The 17,093-nt window shown below is 46.6% G+C and carries 14 protein-coding genes; 8 read left to right on the top strand and 6 right to left on the bottom strand.

Annotation, left to right across the window (positions count from 1 at the left end; all coding sequences use genetic code 11):
* Positions 1–34: 34 nt before the first annotated feature.
* Positions 35–1,345, top strand: coding sequence for a hypothetical protein (locus BLP85_RS10965; protein ID WP_092820122.1), 1,311 nt, complete (start codon positions 35–37; stop codon positions 1,343–1,345).
* The gene (locus tag BLP85_RS10960; protein ID WP_092820121.1) at positions 1,326–1,613 is read left to right on the top strand and encodes a chorismate mutase; all 288 of its coding nucleotides are present in this window, start codon (positions 1,326–1,328) and stop codon (positions 1,611–1,613) included. The genes BLP85_RS10965 and BLP85_RS10960 overlap by 20 nt, the downstream gene beginning before the upstream one ends.
* Before the next feature lie 69 nt (positions 1,614–1,682).
* On the opposite strand, the gene BLP85_RS10955 is transcribed toward BLP85_RS10960, so the two are convergent.
* A complete protein-coding gene (locus BLP85_RS10955) occupies positions 1,683–2,171 on the bottom strand; it encodes a hypothetical protein (protein ID WP_092820120.1) in 489 nt (162 codons plus the stop codon).
* A 495-nt stretch (positions 2,172–2,666) separates the two neighbouring features.
* On the opposite strand from BLP85_RS10955, the gene BLP85_RS10950 reads away from it, so the two are divergent.
* Complete coding sequence (locus BLP85_RS10950; protein WP_092820119.1) at positions 2,667–3,404, top strand: sulfite exporter TauE/SafE family protein; 738 nt, start codon at positions 2,667–2,669, stop codon at positions 3,402–3,404.
* Positions 3,405–3,436: 32 nt separating this feature from the next.
* On the opposite strand, the gene BLP85_RS10945 is transcribed toward BLP85_RS10950, so the two are convergent.
* The 4 genes from BLP85_RS10945 to BLP85_RS10930 form a co-directional block, all read right to left on the bottom strand.
* Positions 3,437–4,339, bottom strand: a complete 903-nt coding sequence (locus BLP85_RS10945; RefSeq protein ID WP_092820118.1) for a LysR family transcriptional regulator — start codon at positions 4,337–4,339, stop codon at positions 3,437–3,439.
* Between the two features lie 104 nt (positions 4,340–4,443).
* Entirely contained in the window at positions 4,444–5,745 is a 1,302-nt protein-coding gene (locus tag BLP85_RS10940) for a solute carrier family 23 protein (protein ID WP_092820117.1), read from the bottom strand.
* 297 nt (positions 5,746–6,042) lie between these two features.
* Complete coding sequence (gene ppc / locus BLP85_RS10935) at positions 6,043–8,727, bottom strand: phosphoenolpyruvate carboxylase (RefSeq protein WP_092820133.1); 2,685 nt, start codon at positions 8,725–8,727, stop codon at positions 6,043–6,045.
* Between the two features lie 147 nt (positions 8,728–8,874).
* Positions 8,875–9,498 (bottom strand): TetR/AcrR family transcriptional regulator, encoded by a 624-nt coding sequence (locus tag BLP85_RS10930; RefSeq protein WP_092820132.1) that lies wholly within the window; start codon positions 9,496–9,498, stop codon positions 8,875–8,877.
* A gap of 146 nt (positions 9,499–9,644) precedes the next feature.
* Between BLP85_RS10930 and BLP85_RS10925 the strand changes: the two genes are divergently transcribed.
* From BLP85_RS10925 to dnaJ, 4 genes are all read left to right on the top strand, one after another.
* Complete coding sequence (locus tag BLP85_RS10925; protein WP_092820116.1) at positions 9,645–10,763, top strand: efflux RND transporter periplasmic adaptor subunit; 1,119 nt, start codon at positions 9,645–9,647, stop codon at positions 10,761–10,763.
* Positions 10,760–13,909 carry an efflux RND transporter permease subunit gene (locus BLP85_RS10920; RefSeq protein WP_092820115.1) on the top strand — a complete coding sequence of 1,050 codons (3,150 nt, stop codon included), beginning with the start codon at positions 10,760–10,762 and terminating at the stop codon, positions 13,907–13,909. Before BLP85_RS10925 ends, BLP85_RS10920 begins: the two co-directional genes overlap by 4 nt.
* 133 nt (positions 13,910–14,042) lie before the next feature.
* Positions 14,043–14,420, top strand: coding sequence for a hypothetical protein (locus BLP85_RS10915; protein WP_092820114.1), 378 nt, complete (start codon positions 14,043–14,045; stop codon positions 14,418–14,420).
* 107 nt (positions 14,421–14,527) lie between these two features.
* Positions 14,528–15,640 (top strand): molecular chaperone DnaJ, encoded by a 1,113-nt coding sequence (dnaJ, locus tag BLP85_RS10910; RefSeq protein WP_092820113.1) that lies wholly within the window; start codon positions 14,528–14,530, stop codon positions 15,638–15,640.
* A gap of 63 nt (positions 15,641–15,703) precedes the next feature.
* On the opposite strand, the gene BLP85_RS10905 is transcribed toward dnaJ, so the two are convergent.
* Positions 15,704–15,952: a hypothetical protein gene (locus BLP85_RS10905; RefSeq protein WP_092820112.1), complete on the bottom strand. Its 249-nt coding sequence runs from the start codon at positions 15,950–15,952 to the stop codon at positions 15,704–15,706.
* 283 nt (positions 15,953–16,235) lie between these two features.
* Here BLP85_RS10905 and dapB point away from each other — a divergent pair, with 283 nt between their 5' ends.
* Positions 16,236–17,057, top strand: coding sequence for a 4-hydroxy-tetrahydrodipicolinate reductase (dapB, locus tag BLP85_RS10900; protein WP_092820111.1), 822 nt, complete (start codon positions 16,236–16,238; stop codon positions 17,055–17,057).
* Positions 17,058–17,093: the final 36 nt, after the last annotated feature.

Below are 17,093 nucleotides of genomic sequence, written 5' to 3'. Positions count from 1 at the left end.
AGCACACAAGGGTTTTTTTTTCGAGGCTGATCTCATGTCACTGTTACGCCGTTGGTTTGATCCACTTCGATCGAGTTGGTTTTACCAAAAGCCGACCCGTCAGGTGGAATTATCTACGGAGCAGGGTTTAACCATCCACTTGCGTCTGGATGATGTCTATAGCTATCTGGCTGCACAGCAGTTACCTGAACTTGAAGAAATCTTGAGTGATGAGATCAAACCCTTAAAGGTGATCATTTCCAGCCGAACGGCAGAACCTCCCAATAACATGTCAAAAATGGAGTGGCAAAATTACTGCCTCAACGATGCCAAAATTCTCTCTAAACAGCATCGCTTTAGTTTCCATGAAACCCCAGAACAACCGCCGCTTGAGGCCATCACTCAAGCAGAAACCATCCTTCGCAATACGCCGTTACGCGGCCAAGATTTCCTGTATTTACTTGAAGACGTGTTCCACATGCTGTGGCAAAAACAGTATGGAAAATTACGTACCTTGCACGCCATGGCCAGCCGCCATCATCCAGCGCAAAACTTTCCGGAACGGATTTTTAACGATGCCGAAGTGCTGGTCAGTTACTTTGAATTTGGTGGACGCAAATATCATGCGGTGGATGATCTGCTGCGTCTGACCCGCCGTCTAAAACAACAAAAATTGCTGACCGACAATCCGATTTTCCTGATTAACCATATTGAATGGCGTGAACACCTGATTAGTGATGCCGAAGAACTGAACGAAATTCAGGCGCTGGATCCGGAACTGGATTTATATATTGCCCTGGAAGATCCGATCTCCTGGCTATTATTGGCCTATATTAAAGAAGAGCTGGCCAATTTTTATAATATTCACCTGAATGTTTACCCACTGTCCTATCATGGACGCGACCTGTTTGACTGGGGGCTGGCGACCCGTTTGTCCAAACGTACCGAAGTGAAATTTACCCCATTTTGCCGTCCTACCCAGCAGGCAACTTATGAGATGGCGAAACTGTTTTATAGCGTGCCTGAAGAGCGGCGTGTGGAAGCCATGTACAGCATTTTGCAGGCAGTCTGGACCAAAGGCAAAGACCTGTCATTCAGGTCGCATTTTGACCAGATCAAGCGTGATTTAGAGATCAATGAACTGAGCACTGAAGATATTGCTGCCAAATTAAAACAAAATGACATACTCTGTGAAATGAAGTCTCAGCCCGATTTTCCTGTGCTCGAACTGCGCATTGATGGTCAAAGTTATGTGTTTAATAGCCTGTACCGGGTCTGGATGATCGAAAGTATTTTTAGTAATGTCTTAGAAGACCAATATAAAAGTGAAAATGATGACAGCAAAGATGAAGAAAGAGAAATGTGAGTCTTTAGAACAAGCCCGTGCACAGATTGATGCCATTGATACCGCACTCATTGAAATGATTGCCACCCGTCAATTTTATGTCGATCAGGCTGCGCGTTTTAAGCGAACTGTACAGGACGTACAATCACCTGAGCGGGTAGAACAGGTCATTCAGAAAGTACGAGCACAGGCACTGGACCTGGGCACCGATCCGGATCTGGTGGAACACTTATATCGTGAAATGATCCAGCGTTTTATTCAGCGTGAATTGCGAGAATTTCGCCCTTAATTTTCCCCTGTTAACGTCTATAAAAAAATAAGACACCTGAACAGGTGTCTTAGGGCTGAAGTCTATCTATTACGCCAGGCGGTAATAAGTATAGCGAACCTGATCATTCTTATAGACGGCATGGCTTTTTTGCCTGAAATCAGACACCCATTGACGGCCGGTATAGGCAGCAATATGGCCATAAATGTGCTTTTGGGTTCTGTGGATAATATAAATATCGCCTTCTTTCGGATTATCAAAAGATGGATTGATTTTTTTATAGCCAATGGTTTGGAGGGTATGTCCCCAATCTGCCGCTGCCACCGGATGATTCAAAATTCGGGCACCTGCAGACTGCAATGCAATCCGGATACTCCGTGCACATTTTTTGGTACTGGTCGCTGACGACATGCTATGTAGCTTCTGTGTGAATTTACGTACATCCAGATAGGGAATGCCTTTATTTTTGGAATTTTTAGCGCCTGAACCTGCCTGGTTTTTCTGGAAATTTTGGGAGATTACTGCAGTATTCTGATCTGCAGTGTTAATCATATTGCTATGATGTCCATCATAAATCATTCTTCAATCTCTACCTTATCTTCAATTGCTTTTAGAAAAAATAGACAGCATTTTCAGAACTAAAACCCGAATATTTTTTCTCTCAATGGTACAAATGCTATGTTATTACATAGCCCATTCATGCGAAGCGCGTACTTTAAAGAGCTTTTGTTTAAAAATCCACCCGTTTTAGATTAAAAAAAGACCGTTTTAGGCTGAAAAAAGCGCTGAAATTGCTGCAATCGGGGCAAAAAATAAACCCAAGATAGTTCATAAATCATACAGTTAAGAAAAACTTAATAATATGTTATTAATTGATGGAATTTTTATGTAAACATGCAATTAATTGCTCAATTGTTAATCAATAATTAACATTTTGTCATATTTAGAGCCCTTTTTTAATATTCCTTCGCCTCAACAGCCTCAACTTTTTCTTGAGGCTTACTCTGGAAAATAGTGATTTTTAAAGGGCTCTGCGTCACCTATGATCAGCTTAAAATTTAACGGGTGTTGAATATGATTGGCTTTGTGATTGGGGTGTTTGCCATTGCAGGCATGATTAAAGGCACCATTGGACTCGGTTTGCCTGCGGTTTCCATGGGTTTGCTGACGATTTTTATCAGTCCCTTTCAAGCAGCCACCTTGTTGATCGTACCGTCGATGGTGACCAATTTTTGGCAACTGTTTGCTGAAGGTCAGGTGCTGAAACTGGTTCGTCGCTTTTGGCCGTTGTTGCTGGGCATTGTGGTTGGTTCCATCTGGAGTATTTTTCCTACCCTAGGACATGGAGAATTTCAGAGTGAGGCGCTGCTCGGCGGAATGCTGGCCTTGTATGGCTTGTACGGTCTATTTGCCAAGAACATGCCCAATCTGGCCGCGCATGAAAAATGGTTATCTCCGATTATGGGGTATTTGGGCGGGGCACTCACAGTCGCTACCGGTGTGGTCGTGATTCCTGTGGTGCCTTACTTGCAATCGCTACATCTTAAACGTGATGACCTGGTGCAGTCGCTGGGTTTGGCCTTTACCACCTCCACGATTTGTCTGGCGGTATTTCTGCATCAGCATCCGGTAGAAAATATTCCTATGGACTATAAGATGTCATTTATTGCCCTGCTTCCAGCCTTGGTGGGAATGTGGGTGGGAACCAAAATTCGCTATCGCATTCCCGAACAAAAATTTCGTAAAGTATTCTTTTGCGGGCTGGTCATTTTTGGTGGTTATATGGTGCTGCATCAGTTGGGTCTGCTTTAAAGTCAGCAATAAAGCCATCTGAGCAAAAGTTTTTAACTCGGCAATCTGGATGTATGGGAAACTAAAAACTGGCTGAAATGTTGATAAGCGACGGGCAAAGCATCAAAGTTTTTTGCTGCCAGTAACAGCTTGCGATTGGCCCAGTCTCCAGTCAGTTCAATTTGCTGAAAAGAATAAACTGACTGTAAACGATTGGCTGCGCGTTTCGGCATGATGGCAATCCCGACGCCATTGGCAACGACCTGGGCAATCGCAGCAAAATTGGGTAAGCGTAAACGGTACTGAATCGAACAGCCCAGTAATTTGGCTTGGGTTTCGATTGATTGCTGCAAGGAATGATATTGCATCAGGCCGACAAAGGGATAATTCAGCACATCGGCTAATTGCAGGGCTGCTTGCTGCTGCAGTTCATGATCCATGGGGCAAATCAATACCAGCGGATCATCGGAAAACTCCAAGGTCTGTAACTTTTTTGAATTAAAAAAACCTGAAATCAAGCCGAGCTGTGCGCTTCCATTTTCCAGTGCCTGAATAATGTCGTTACTTTCCGCTTCTTTTAGCTCAATCTGGATATTGGGGTTTTCAAGCAAATAAGAGGGTAAAAGCAGGGGAAGATATTCACTTTGAGCCGAGGAATTACACCACAGCGTCATTGCACTTTGCGCGCCCGTAGCGAAGGGCAGCATCTGCTGTTGCAATTGTTGAGCCTGGTGAACCAGTATCTGCGCCTGCGAGGCAAACACCTGTCCAGCAAGGGTGAGCTTGACTCCGGAAGCATGTCGGGTAAATAAATGCACAGCAAACTGCTGTTCAATTTTTTTAATCCGCTCACTGGCGGCTTGCAGGGAAATCGCGGAGCGTTCTGCACCCTTGGTCAAACTACCCGTATCTACAATATTCAGGAAAAGTTGCAAATCAAAAAAGTCGAGACGCATCTGCTGAGTCTGCTCAGTGAAATTTGAACCATCATACTAAAATTTCCTCAGCCGCAAACATAAAAAAAGCAGCCTTGCGGCTGCCTGAAAATGTGTAGTTATCTTTATGATTTATCGCCCAGGCTAAAGAACCAGTTCAGGATTAAGGCGGCAAACGTAGCGGTACCAATACCCCCCAGATTAAAGCTGCCAAATTGCAGGGCAAAGTCACCGGTGCCTAAAATAATGGTTACCGCAGCCACCATCAGGTTTTTGTTTTTAGAGAAATCCACCTTGTTTTCAATCCAGATTTTTGCCCCGGCAATGGTAATTAAACCGAACACCACAATCGATGCACCGGTTAAGATGGCAGTCGGAATGGTATGGATAATGGCACCAAATTTTGGTGAAAGTCCCAGGAAAACTGCAAATACACCGGCAAAAACAAAGATGATGGTGGAATAGACACGAGTCACTGCCATCACGCCAATATTTTCACCATAAGTGGTCATCCCCGGCGCACCGACACCACCCGATAAAGTGGTTGCAAGACCATCGGCAACAAAGGCTTTGCCAATATGCGGATCAAGGTTTTCACCGGTCATGGCACCTACTGCCTTGATATGACCCAGGTTTTCAGCCACTAAAATCAGGGCAATCGGCGCAATAATCAGCATGGCATTGGCATCAAATACCGGCGAATGGAAAGTTGGCAGACCAAACCAGGCTGCTTGCTGAATTGGAGCGAAATTAATGGGCGTGCCAAGTCCCATTACATTGGAAACAATATAGTAAATCAGGTAAGCCAGTAATAAACCGATCAATAACAGCAGACGTTGCAGCAGGCCTTTGGTAAATACTGCAATCGAGCCCATGCACATCACGGTGACCAGTGACATCCACATATTGAAGTTATTCCCCGCCACGCCTTTAACCGTCACCGGTGCCAAATTCAGGCCAATGATCATGACCACAGCGCCGGTCACTACAGGAGGCATGAGTTTTTCAATCCATTTGGTGCCGGTAGCCATCACAATAAAGCCAAAAATCGCATACAGCACACCACAGGCCATAATACCGCCAGCAGCCAGGGCCAGATTGGCATTGGGTGCGCCCGTACCCGAAGCGGCATAACCTGTTGCCGCAATCACCACCCCAATAAAGGCAAAGCTGGACCCCAGATAACTCGGTACACGTCCCCCAGTCATCAGGAAAAACAGAATGGTACAGATCCCTGACATTAAAATGGCCAGGTTCGGATCAAAACCCATCAGGAAGGGTGCAAGTACCGTCGCACCAAACATAGCAAAGGCATGCTGTACCCCTAATACAACACTCTGTGCAGGTGGCAGATATTCATTGGTACCTACAGGACGTGCATCGATGCTGCCTTCATACGGGCGCCATTTGGGAAACCAATTGGACATTTTTTGAGCACTCTAAAAACAAATTGTGCACATCATACGCTTCTTTTTTGGAAGATTTAATCATTGAAACAAAATTTTGTTTAAACTAATGCCATGACTTTTCAAGTGTTTTTACCATGTGGTAAAAGTTTAATCATTTAAAAATAATGCTAAATCAACAGTTAATAGGAATGAAGATGTCTTGATCAATTCATAAATATTTTTTGTTTTATTTATAAAAAATAATGGGAATCTTTTGACCATAAGGTTAAAAAAAGCACATTGCGGAAATGTGCTTTTTCTATGGAAAATCAGAATTTAACCGGTATTACGCAGTCCGGCCGCAATCCCGGCAATACTTACCATTAAGGCATGATCGACTGGGGTATGTTCTGCCTGACGTTCTGCCAGATAGCGACGGCGGCGTTTCATCAGTTCTGCCTGGAGTAAATGCAGCGGCAATAAATACGGTTTACGTACCCGCATAGACTGGTCCAGCACTTCATTGCTACTCAGCAGTTGAGATTCACCTTTCAGGGCCAGCAAGGTTTGTACCGCATCTTTTAAGCGCTGACGCAGTTCGTTGCCGAGAACTTTTAAATCTTCATCATCGGTCAAATGTGATTCGTAATAGAGCGCTACATGGCTATCGGCTTTAGAAAGGACCATTTCCAGCATGTCAATCAGGGTCTGGAAATACGGCCATTGTTGCAGCATCTCATCCAGCAGCTGTTTTTGCCCCTGATCAATCATCTGGTTAATTGCCGCACCTGTACCGAGCCATGCCGGAAGCATCAAACGGATTTGGGTCCAGGCAAATACCCAGGGAATGGCACGTAAAGATTCGATCCCACCGCTGACCTTGCGTTTTGCCGGGCGTGAACCGAGTGGCAACATTTGCAATTCTAGTTCCGGTGTAACCGTACGCAGGTATTTTACAAAATGTGGATTTTCACGCACGGTTTGACGGTAGACCTGTACCGATAAATCGGTCATGGTATGCATCAACTGACGCCATTCATCTTTAGGCACCGGTGGCGGCAACAAGGTTGCCTCTAATGTGGCTGCGGTATAAATTTCCAGGTTTTGCAGTGCAATGCCTTCCAGACCAAACTTGAAGCGAATCATTTCGCCCTGTTCGGTCACGCGGATGGCACCGGAAATCGAACCTGGCGGTTGTGAAAACAGCGCTTGCTGGGTGGGTGCGCCCCCCCGGCTGATCGAACCGCCACGCCCATGGAACAGGGTGAGTTGCACGGCATGTTTTTTTGCAACAGCCGTCAGTTCTTCCTGCGCACGGTATTGCGCCCAGTTGGCTGACATGAATCCGGCATCTTTGGCAGAATCCGAATAGCCAATCATTACCTCATGCTTGCCCTGAATATGCTGTTTGTACCAATGCATATTAAACAGGGTATTCATGGTTGCGGCTGCGCCGTCCAGGTCTTTCAGGGTTTCAAATAATGGCACCACACGCAGCGGATGCTTGATGCCGGCTTCTTTTTGCAGCAGTAAGACCGCGAGTACATCACTCGGATATTCCGCCATGGAAATAATATATGCGCCCAGGCTTTCTTCCGGCTGTTCAGCCAGCGTGCGCATGGTGGCAAACACTTCCTGCACATCCGGATGTTCAATCAGGCTTTGTTTCGGTTCATTCAGATGTTTAGGCAACAACGGACGTTTGCTTTGCAATTCCTGCAACAGGAAGTTTTGGCGTGCCTGTTCGGTCCAGGTTTCAAAATTGCCCAGACCCAGATATTCAGTGATGGCAGAAATGGCCTGACGATGGCGACCGGATTCCTGACGGATATCCAGTTTCAGCAGTTCAATGCCAAAGCAGTTGACGCGATGGATAAAGTCCAGCAGTTTGCCATTGGCAATTTCAGGCAGGTTGCAGGCAATCAGTGAACGGTAGCACAGCAATAAAGGCTGTAATAGTTCATCTTTGCTTTTAATGACCTGGCTATCATCGGCATCTTGCCCTTGCAGTTTTTGCGCCAGCCAGTGACGGGTGGCTTTAAGGCGTTCGCGAGTGTCACGCAGATATTCACGGTAGGGTTCGGGGTGGTTATGACCCAGTGCCTGTAACAGTTCATCACTGGCATTCTGAATCGACAGTTCCCAGCGCAGGTCTTCCATATCACGCAGATATAAATCCGCCGCTTTCCAGCGCGACAGCCACAGTACTTCCTGGGTAATGTTATGCGTAACATTCGGGTTGCCATCACGGTCACCGCCCATCCAGGAGGCAAAACGCACCGGTGCAACGGTTAGGGGTAAACGCTGGCCACAGTGATCTTCAACCATTTCATCCAGTTCACGAATAAACTTGGGAACTGCATTCCACAGGGTTTGCTCAATAGTGGTAAAGCCCCATTTCGCTTCATCGACTGGGGTCGGGCGGTGCTGGCGGATTTCATCAGTCTGCCAGGCGGAACAAATCAGCTGTTTGAGTTCTGCCAGTACGGCCTTGCGTTCACGTGGGGTCAGTTTTTGTTGATCAGACTTAAACAGACAGTCATTAATATCGTCATATTTTTGAATTAAGGTACGACGGCTGACTTCAGTCGGATGCGCAGTCAACACCAGTTCAATTTTCAGTTCACAGATTTGCTGGAATAGCGTGTCGGCTGAAATTTCGTGATCTTTAAACTTCTGGAACAGATGATCAAGCGGATTAGGGGAAGGCGCATTTTCATCGAATTCACTCTTACGGCGACTGCGCACCACATTGTACTGTTCGGCAATATTGGCAAAATTCAGAAAGTGGGTGAATGCCCGGGTGAGCGGAAGAATTTCATCATCTTCCAGACTTAAAAAAAGTTGTTCAAGCTGTTTTTCGGCTTCCACCTGCCCATCACGTGCACCTTTGGACAGCGCACGAATCTGCTCCACCTGATTAAACAAATCTTGTCCTGCATGTTCCTTGAGGGTTTCTCCCAGTAGGTTCCCAAGTAAGCGTACATCCTCACGCAGTGGAGCATCAATTTGTTGAATCATTTTTTTCATTCTCCTAGGCTACTCTTTTGAATATACCCCGATTCGATGACATTCCAAGTAGGGGGCAGACAAAAGTCGGTATCTTTTGTTGCTAAAACTGGCAATTGAGGTGCTGTTTGTGCAGTCAGGAAAATGGAATTACAGATTTTAAGGTTTTTTTTGATATTTCAGCATAAAGATTTCAATACTGTTCAGGATAATCTGCTGTTTCTCTTCAGCAGTTGGAACTTCCCGGACCCCAAGCAGCACTTCATGATGGCGCAGGCCCAACAGTAAAGAAAGGATCAGTAAGGTCAGGTTTTTTAAAGCTTCTGGCTGAATAAAGCCCAATTCTATAGCCTGCTGAAAAAAGTTTTCCCACAGTGCATTCATACGCAGATGGCAGGCATTATAAAATGTCTGTGCCAGTGGATTTTGTTCCGCCGCCAGTTCCACCAATAAGCGTTCCAGTTTGATGGCTTCTGGCAAATTGGTGATATTGAGGGCCAGCTCACAGGCATGCACAAATTCTTGATAAAAATTACTGTCGGCTTGCAGGTTTAAGGGGCGAGCACTGAGTAATTCTTCGCATGTGGCAACAATGGCACAAACAAATAAATTGGCTTTATCCTGAAAGTGATTGTAGACCGTCAGTTTGGTGACACCGGCTTCCTGGGCAATCTGGTTCATGCTGGAACCCTGATAACCACACTTCAAAAATAAGCTTTTCGCCGCATTTAAAATACGCTGACGTTTTTCTAAGTCCTTGGGACGACCAACATTTATTTGCACAATTTTTTCCAAAAAAATGAAAAAGGTCATTGCTTTGACCTGATTATTATAATTACTGTACCAGGCAGTATATTAATTAAAAAATGATCAATTTAAGATATTGCTTATTTTGCCCTAAAAAACATTTTGAGATAAGAGCGAACTTCATGAGCACAGTAAAGATTGCAGTAAAAACCGCCCTGGCCAGCATGATGATTATTTGCAGTGTGACTTTATTGGGCTGCAGCACGGAGGCAACCGAAACAGAACAGGTCCCGTTTGTGATGGTGACTCAGCCGAACAGTACTCATAATGAACAGAAAAGCTATGCTGGAGATGTGCAGGCACGCCAGCAAACGGCTTTGGCTTTCCGGGTGGGCGGACAGATTATCGAACGTTATGTCGATGTGGGCGATCAGGTCAAAGTGGGGCAAGTACTGGCAAAACTGGATGTGAAAGATGCCCAGCTGCAGCTTAATGCAGCAAAAGCTCAACTAGAAAGTGCCCAGTCGGCAGCAAAAATTGCCGCAGATGAACTGCAGCGCTTTCAGCAACTGCTGCCGATGAATGCCGTGAGCCGTTCGCAATATGATGCGGTAGATAACCAGTATAAATCAGCGATGTCCGCGCTGAAACAGGCGCAGTCCAATTATCAGGTTACGAGTAACCAAACCGGTTATAACCAGCTGATTGCCAATAAAAATGGCGTGATTACCGCACGTAATATTGAAGTGGGGCAGGTGGTCGCTGCAGGACAGTCGGCTTATCAGATAGCGATTGCCGGTGATCGTGAAGTGGTGATCGGGGTGCCGGAACAGGCCATTTCAGAGATTAAAGTCGGTCAGGCAGCGTGGGTGACCTTATGGTCCAAGCCGGAAGATAAATTTGCAGGCTATGTGCGTGAAATTTCTCCGGCAGCCGATCAGTCCCGGACCTTTAGTGTCAAGGTGGCCTTGCGTGAAGGCAACGCTGCCATTCAGCTGGGCCAGAGTGCTCGGGTATTTTTTAACAATAGCCAAAACAATGTACTTAGCGTGCCGTTGTCCAGTGTTTCGGCCAATGGCCAGCAGGCCTATGTCTGGGTGGTGAAACCGGATCAGACCATCCATAAGGTGGCGGTGACCCTGGGGGCCTATGGCCGTGACAGTGTGCCGGTATTGTCCGGTCTGAATCCGCAAGATTATGTGGTGATTGGCGGTGTGCACTTATTGCGTGAAAAACAGAAAATCCAGCCGATTGACCGGGAAAACCGTGCCGTGAACATCCAGTCAGGAGCTGCATCATGAATTTAGGCACGAACTTTAACCTGTCGGAATGGGCACTGAAAAATAAGGGCCTGATCCTTTATTTCATGCTGCTGCTCGGCATTGTCGGCATTGTTTCCTATTCCAAGCTGGCGCAAAGTGAAGATCCGCCGTTTACCTTTAAGGTGATGGTGATCCAGACTTACTGGCCGGGCGCAACCGCACAGGAAGTGTCTTTGCAGGTGACGGATCGCATCGAAAAAGAACTGATGAGTACCGGCAATTACGAACGCATCATGGCCTATTCGCGTCCCGGTGAATCACTGGTGACGTTTGTCGCCAAGGATTCTCTGCGTTCCAACCAGATTCCCGATGTCTGGTATCAGGTGCGTAAAAAAGTGGGCGATATCCAGCATCAATTGCCGAGTGGGGTGCAGGGGCCGTTTTTTAATGATGAATTTGGCGATACCTTTGGAAATATCTATGTCCTGACTGGCAAAGATTATGACTATGCCATATTGAAGGAATATGCCGACCGTCTGCAACTGCAACTGCAACGGGTCAAGGATGTCGGCAAGGTTAATCTGGTGGGGCTGCAAGACCAGAAAATCTGGATTGAACTGTCCAATACCAAGGCGGCTCAACTCGGCATTCCGGTCACGGCGATTCAGCAAGCCCTGCAACAGCAAAATACCGTAGCCAGTGCCGGTTTCTTTGAAACCGGGACCGACCGCATTCAAATGCGGGTCAGCGGCCAGCTGCAAAGTGTCGATGAACTCAAGCAGATGCCGCTGTTGGTGGCAGGAAAAACCATTCAGCTGGGCGATGTTGCCGAAATCTATCGCGGCTTCAGCGAGCCGGCCCAGCCACGCATGCGCTTTATGGGCGAAAACGGGATTGGCATTGCCGTCTCGATGCGCAAAGGGGGCGACATTCTGGCTTTAGGTAAAAATTTAGAGGCTGAATTTGCCCATCTGCAAAAATCTTTGCCCTTGGGTATGCAGCTGAAAAAAGTTTCCGATCAACCAGTTGCGGTGAAACGCAGCGTCAATGAATTCATGAAAGTGCTGGCAGAAGCGGTGATTATTGTCCTGCTGGTCAGCTTCTTTTCACTGGGTTTCCGTACCGGTCTGGTGGTGGCATTTTCCATTCCGCTGGTGCTGGCCATGACTTTTGCCGGCATGAATCTGTTTGATGTCGGGCTGCATAAAATTTCACTGGGCGCTTTAATTCTGGCGCTCGGTTTATTGGTAGACGACGCCATTATTGCCATTGAAATGATGGCCGTAAAAATGGAGCAGGGCTATAGCCGGCTGGAGGCGGCAGGATTTGCCTGGAAAACCACGGCTTTTCCAATGCTGACCGGTACCCTGATTACCGCAGCCGGCTTTTTACCGATTGCCACTGCTGCGTCCAGTACCGGTGAATATACCCGTTCCATTTTCCAGGTGGTGACGATTGCCCTGGTGGTGTCATGGTTTGCAGCGGTCCTTTTTGTCCCCTATCTGGGCGATAAACTGCTGCCAGATTTTAATCAAGACCTGCTGCAAAAAGCGCCGTGGTATCAGCGCTTATGGGCGCGCCTACGCAGGCAACCCGAACCGCCAGCTGTGCTGCATCATGCCGGTGAGCATCATGACCCTTATCAAACCAAGTTTTATCAAAAATTTAGAGGCTGGGTGAGTCAGTGTATTACTTACCGTAAAACCGTGATTGCGACCACGGTGGGTATTTTTGTGTTGTCGGTGCTGATGTTTAAACTGGTGCCGCAGCAATTTTTTCCACCATCCAACCGTGCCGAAATTCTGGTCGATTTAAAACTGGAAGAAGGTGCATCCCTCACCGCCACAGAAAATGCCGTGAAGAAAGTGGAAAAATTCCTGTCGACCAAACAGGGCATCGACAATTATGTGGCCTATGTCGGCACGGGTTCCACCCGTTTCTATTTGCCGTTAGATCAGCAGCTGCCACAGGCCAGTTTTGCCCAGTTTGTGGTCTTGGCTTCGTCCTTGGATGACCGCGATGAAATCCGCAAATCTCTGGATCAGGAAATCCGTAAATTGCTGCCGGATGTGCGTACCCGGGTCTCGCTGCTGGAAAATGGTCCGCCTGTCGGTTATCCCTTGCAGTACCGTGTTTCCGGGGAAGACCTGAATCTGGTGCGTCAGTGGGCACATAAGGTTTCCGCCGTCATTGCAGAGAATCCGAATACCACCAACGTTCATCTGGACTGGGGCGAACCGAGCAAGGTCATTCAGCTGAAGATTGACCAGGATCGTGCCCGTCAAATGGGGGTATCGACTTTAGATTTGTCGCAATTCCTGAACAGCTCCATCAGTGGTGCCGTGATTAACCAGTATCGTGAAAAACGTGAACTGATTGAAATCCGTTTGCGTGGAAATCGGAACGAACGGGTCAATGTAGAGTCCTTATCCAGTCTGGCCGTACCGACGGCCAATGGCGGTTCTGTACCTCTGGCGCAAATTGCCAAAATTGAATATAAATTTGAAGATGGCCTGATCTGGCATCGTAACCGTTTGCCGACCATTACCGTGCGTGCCGATATACGGACCAAATTGCAGCCTGCAACCGTGGTCGGGGAACTGGCCGATAAAATGGATCAGCTGCGTGCCGAATTGCCAGGCGGTTATCTGGTTGAAGTAGGCGGTACGGTCGAAGAGTCGGCGCGTGGACAAAACTCGGTCAATGCCGGTATGCCGTTTTTCCTGGCGGTGGTGATGACCTTGCTGATGATTCAGCTGAAAAGTATGTCCCGCGCATTTATTGTGTTTTTGACCGCACCTTTGGGCCTGATTGGGGTGGTCCTGTTCCTGTTGTTGTTGAATAAACCCTTTGGTTTTGTCGCGATGCTGGGAACCATTGCCCTGTCGGGCATGATCATGCGCAATTCTTTAATCCTGATTGACCAGATTGAACAGGACATTCAGGCTGGACATGATCCCTGGAATGCCATTATTGAGGCAACCGTACGTCGTTGCCGCCCGATTGTGCTGACTGCCCTGGCCGCAGTACTGGCGATGATTCCATTATCACGCAGTATTTTCTTTGGTCCGATGGCTGTCGCCATTATGGGCGGTTTGATTGTGGCCACGGTTCTCACCTTGTTCTTTTTACCGGCATTGTATGCCCAATGGTTTAATGTGAAAAAAAATAGCCAAACGGTGTAATTTTTTGACAATAAGCAGGTGCGAAATATTGAAAATTTCAATATAGTAGCACCTAATATTCGTACACATTTCTATAAAGCAATTTACTGCATATTAAAAATCTAAAGATGTGGTAAATGGGGTTAAAACGCACATGAAGCAAGACAACTTAAGCCGACTTCGCCGTTCTATTGCGATTTCCTATGTCTTGATGTTTTTGGCCTTGTTTACTGTGATTAGCGGCATATTTGCTTACTGGTTTGCGCGCAAAGTCACACAAGTGAATGAAGTGGAGGTCTGGCTTCAGGCTCAAGCACTCTGGATCATGCGTAATATTGTGATTTATATGATTCTGGTGTGTTTTGCGGCTCTCTGGTTTATTCCGCTGATTTTCTTTTATTGGGATAGTGCAGTCTGGGTAAAAGGCTGTACTGTTACAGGCGTGATTTTCGCCCTGATTGCCTTTTTATTTTTGTTGAATGCCTGGCTAAAAGGAATTTCCCGGTTTTTCAAAAATAAAGCCGTATTTTAATCCGAATAAACTTTTTTCCTCAGTTTCCCTTGTAAAATTTGTTTCCGTCCCCAATTTCACTCCACAGTTAAGTATTAAATAAAATTCCGTGAGGAGCATCGCCAGACATGGCTAAACGTGATTATTATGAGGTTTTGGGCGTCGCTAAAACCGCTAGTGATGATGAAATTAAAAAAGCCTACCGTAAGTTGGCGATGAAATATCATCCAGACCGTAACCCGGACAGCCCTGAAGCTGAAGAAAAATTTAAAGAAGCTGCTGAAGCTTATGAAATTTTATCGGATAGCGAAAAACGCAGCATGTATGACCGTATGGGGCATAACGCTTTTGAAGGCGGCATGGGCGGTGGTGGCTTCGGTGGCGGTTTCAGCGCAGAAGACATCTTTAGTCAGTTTGGCGACATCTTTGGTGGCGCATTCGGTGGCGGTGGTGGCCGTGGCCAGCAACGTGCACGCCGCGGATCAGACCTGCGCTATGTGATGGAATTGACGCTTGAAGAAGCGGTCAAAGGCGTGAAAAAAACCATTACTTTTACCGCACCGGCACCGTGTGAGACTTGTGATGGTAAAGGTTCTAAAAACCCGAATGATGTTGAAACCTGTAAAACCTGTCATGGTGCAGGTCAAGTGCGTATGCAGCAAGGTTTCTTCTCTGTTCAGCAAACCTGTAGCACCTGTCGCGGTCAAGGCAAAATCATCAAGAACCCGTGTAACACTTGTCATGGTTCAGGCGTAAAAGACCGTCAGCAAACCCTTGAAGTGACCATTCCTGCAGGGGTGGATAACGGCGACCGCGTACGTTTAAGCGGTAAGGGTGAGGCGATTCGTGATGGTCAGTCCGGTGACTTATACGTAGAAGTGGTCGTGCGCGAGCATGAAATTTTCCAGCGTGACGGTGCAGACCTGTATATGGATGTGCCAGTCAGCATTGCCGATGCTGCCTTGGGTAAAGAAATCCAGATTCCAACCCTGGATGGCCGTGTCAGCCTGAAAATTCCTGAGGGAACTCAAACCGGCAAACTGTTCCGCTTGCGTGGTAAAGGGGTGAAACCGGTACGTACCAGCATGCAGGGTGACTTGCTTTGCCGCGTAGTGGTAGAAACACCAGTCAATTTGACTGCACGTCAACGTGAGTTGTTAAAAGAATTGCAAGAAACGATGGATGGTGATGACAGCAAATCATCGCCTAAGAAAAAATCGTTCTTCGGTCTGTTTGATTAATTTCAGACACAGTTTAAAAAAAGGGGGGAATATTGAATATTCCCCCCTTTTTTTTATAAGCGCTTATTCGGTGATTGGTTTGTCAATAGCTTCGACATCGACCAATGGCGCTGCTGCTTCGCCAGCCGGTTCTTGCTTGGTCGCTGCCTGATTAGTTTCAGCTTGAGCCGGTGTAGAGCTATGGGTACGAATATTTATTTTGACTTTTGACAGGCTTTCCAAAGTATCTCCTGCTTGGATTGCCGGTTCTGCCCACGCTGTGCTGACGATGGTTGCCATAAAAACGGTTAACGCGATTTTTTTTGAATGCATGTTGATTTCCTTATAATTCATCTTTTGATCACTCGTGTTGCGTAGTCTGCGCAGTGATGTTTACAGGGAGATGAAAATCAGCAGCAAAATCATTTATTTTTAATGCTGAACTTTCAATATAGCAACCGGTCGGGGTTGAGCCATTACATCGTCATCGTACTTTGGCATAAACATTCGTCATGACCGATTTCTTTTTAAATAAAAAATTTCAGGCTGAAACTTAGTCTCGGTACATAGTTTTGATATAGTAAGAACAATTTAAAATCAACATTGGGAATATGTTATGTCAGCAGCTCCACGCATTGGTGTATTGGGTGCAGGCGGTCGTATGGGACGCATCCTTATTCAGGCCGTTAAAGAAGCAGGTTACCAGCTTGCAGCAGCAGTTGAACGCCCTGAAAGCAGCCTGATTGGTGCAGATGCAGGTGAGCTTGCCGGTATTGGTGCTGTGGGTGTAAAAGTGGTAGGTAGTCTGCAAGAAGTTTTGCAAGACTGTGACGTGGTGATTGATTTTACTGCACCAGTTGCAACTGCTCAGCATTTAAAATTATGCCGTGAAGCAGGGGTGGCAATTGTGATTGGTACCACTGGCATGAATGATGAACAAAAAGCCTATCTGGATGACAGCGCAACGCAAACTCCTGTTGTTTATGCTGCCAACTATTCGGTTGGCGTGAACGTTTCCATCAAGCTGTTGGAACTTGCTTCTAAAGTGTTTGGCGACACAGTGGATATTGAAGTGATTGAAGCGCATCACCGTCATAAAGTCGATGCACCATCAGGTACGGCACTGATGATGGGTGAAGCGATTGCTGATACTTTGGGACGCAATCTGAAAGAAGTGGCAGTTTATGGCCGTGAAGGTCATACTGGCCCACGTGATCGCCAAACCATTGGTTTTGAAACCATTCGTGGTGGTGATATTGTCGGTGAACATACGGTAATGTTTATTGGCGAAGGCGAACGTGTTGAAATTACCCATAAAGCAACCAACCGTATGAACTTTGCCGCGGGTGCGGTTCGTGCCGCAGCTTGGGTAGTGGGACGTGAAGCCCGTAAATATGACATGAAAGATGTACTGGGTTTTAACGATATTCAAGTATAAAAAATCGTTAAAATCATTTATAACAATATCTAGCAA

The sequence above is a fragment of the Acinetobacter kookii genome (genome assembly GCF_900096895.1).
GTDB lineage: Bacteria > Pseudomonadota > Gammaproteobacteria > Pseudomonadales > Moraxellaceae > Acinetobacter > Acinetobacter kookii.
This window is presented reverse-complemented; position numbering and strand designations above follow the sequence as displayed.

Excerpts from the sequence above, each read along its gene's own strand:
- BLP85_RS10965 (WP_092820122.1), top strand. The coding sequence starts at position 35 with ATGTCACTGTTACGCCGTTGGTTTGATCCACTTCGATCGAGTTGGTTT.
- BLP85_RS10960 (WP_092820121.1), top strand. The coding sequence starts at position 1,326 with ATGAAGAAAGAGAAATGTGAGTCTTTAGAACAAGCCCGTGCACAGATT.
- BLP85_RS10955 (WP_092820120.1), bottom strand. The coding sequence starts at position 2,171 with ATGATTTATGATGGACATCATAGCAATATGATTAACACTGCAGATCAG.
- BLP85_RS10950 (WP_092820119.1), top strand. The coding sequence starts at position 2,667 with ATGATTGGCTTTGTGATTGGGGTGTTTGCCATTGCAGGCATGATTAAA.
- BLP85_RS10945 (WP_092820118.1), bottom strand. The coding sequence starts at position 4,339 with ATGCGTCTCGACTTTTTTGATTTGCAACTTTTCCTGAATATTGTAGAT.
- BLP85_RS10940 (WP_092820117.1), bottom strand. The coding sequence starts at position 5,745 with ATGTCCAATTGGTTTCCCAAATGGCGCCCGTATGAAGGCAGCATCGAT.
- ppc (WP_092820133.1), bottom strand. The coding sequence starts at position 8,727 with ATGATTCAACAAATTGATGCTCCACTGCGTGAGGATGTACGCTTACTT.
- BLP85_RS10925 (WP_092820116.1), top strand. The coding sequence starts at position 9,645 with ATGAGCACAGTAAAGATTGCAGTAAAAACCGCCCTGGCCAGCATGATG.
- BLP85_RS10920 (WP_092820115.1), top strand. The coding sequence starts at position 10,760 with ATGAATTTAGGCACGAACTTTAACCTGTCGGAATGGGCACTGAAAAAT.
- BLP85_RS10915 (WP_092820114.1), top strand. The coding sequence starts at position 14,043 with ATGAAGCAAGACAACTTAAGCCGACTTCGCCGTTCTATTGCGATTTCC.
- dnaJ (WP_092820113.1), top strand. The coding sequence starts at position 14,528 with ATGGCTAAACGTGATTATTATGAGGTTTTGGGCGTCGCTAAAACCGCT.
- BLP85_RS10905 (WP_092820112.1), bottom strand. The coding sequence starts at position 15,952 with ATGCATTCAAAAAAAATCGCGTTAACCGTTTTTATGGCAACCATCGTC.
- dapB (WP_092820111.1), top strand. The coding sequence starts at position 16,236 with ATGTCAGCAGCTCCACGCATTGGTGTATTGGGTGCAGGCGGTCGTATG.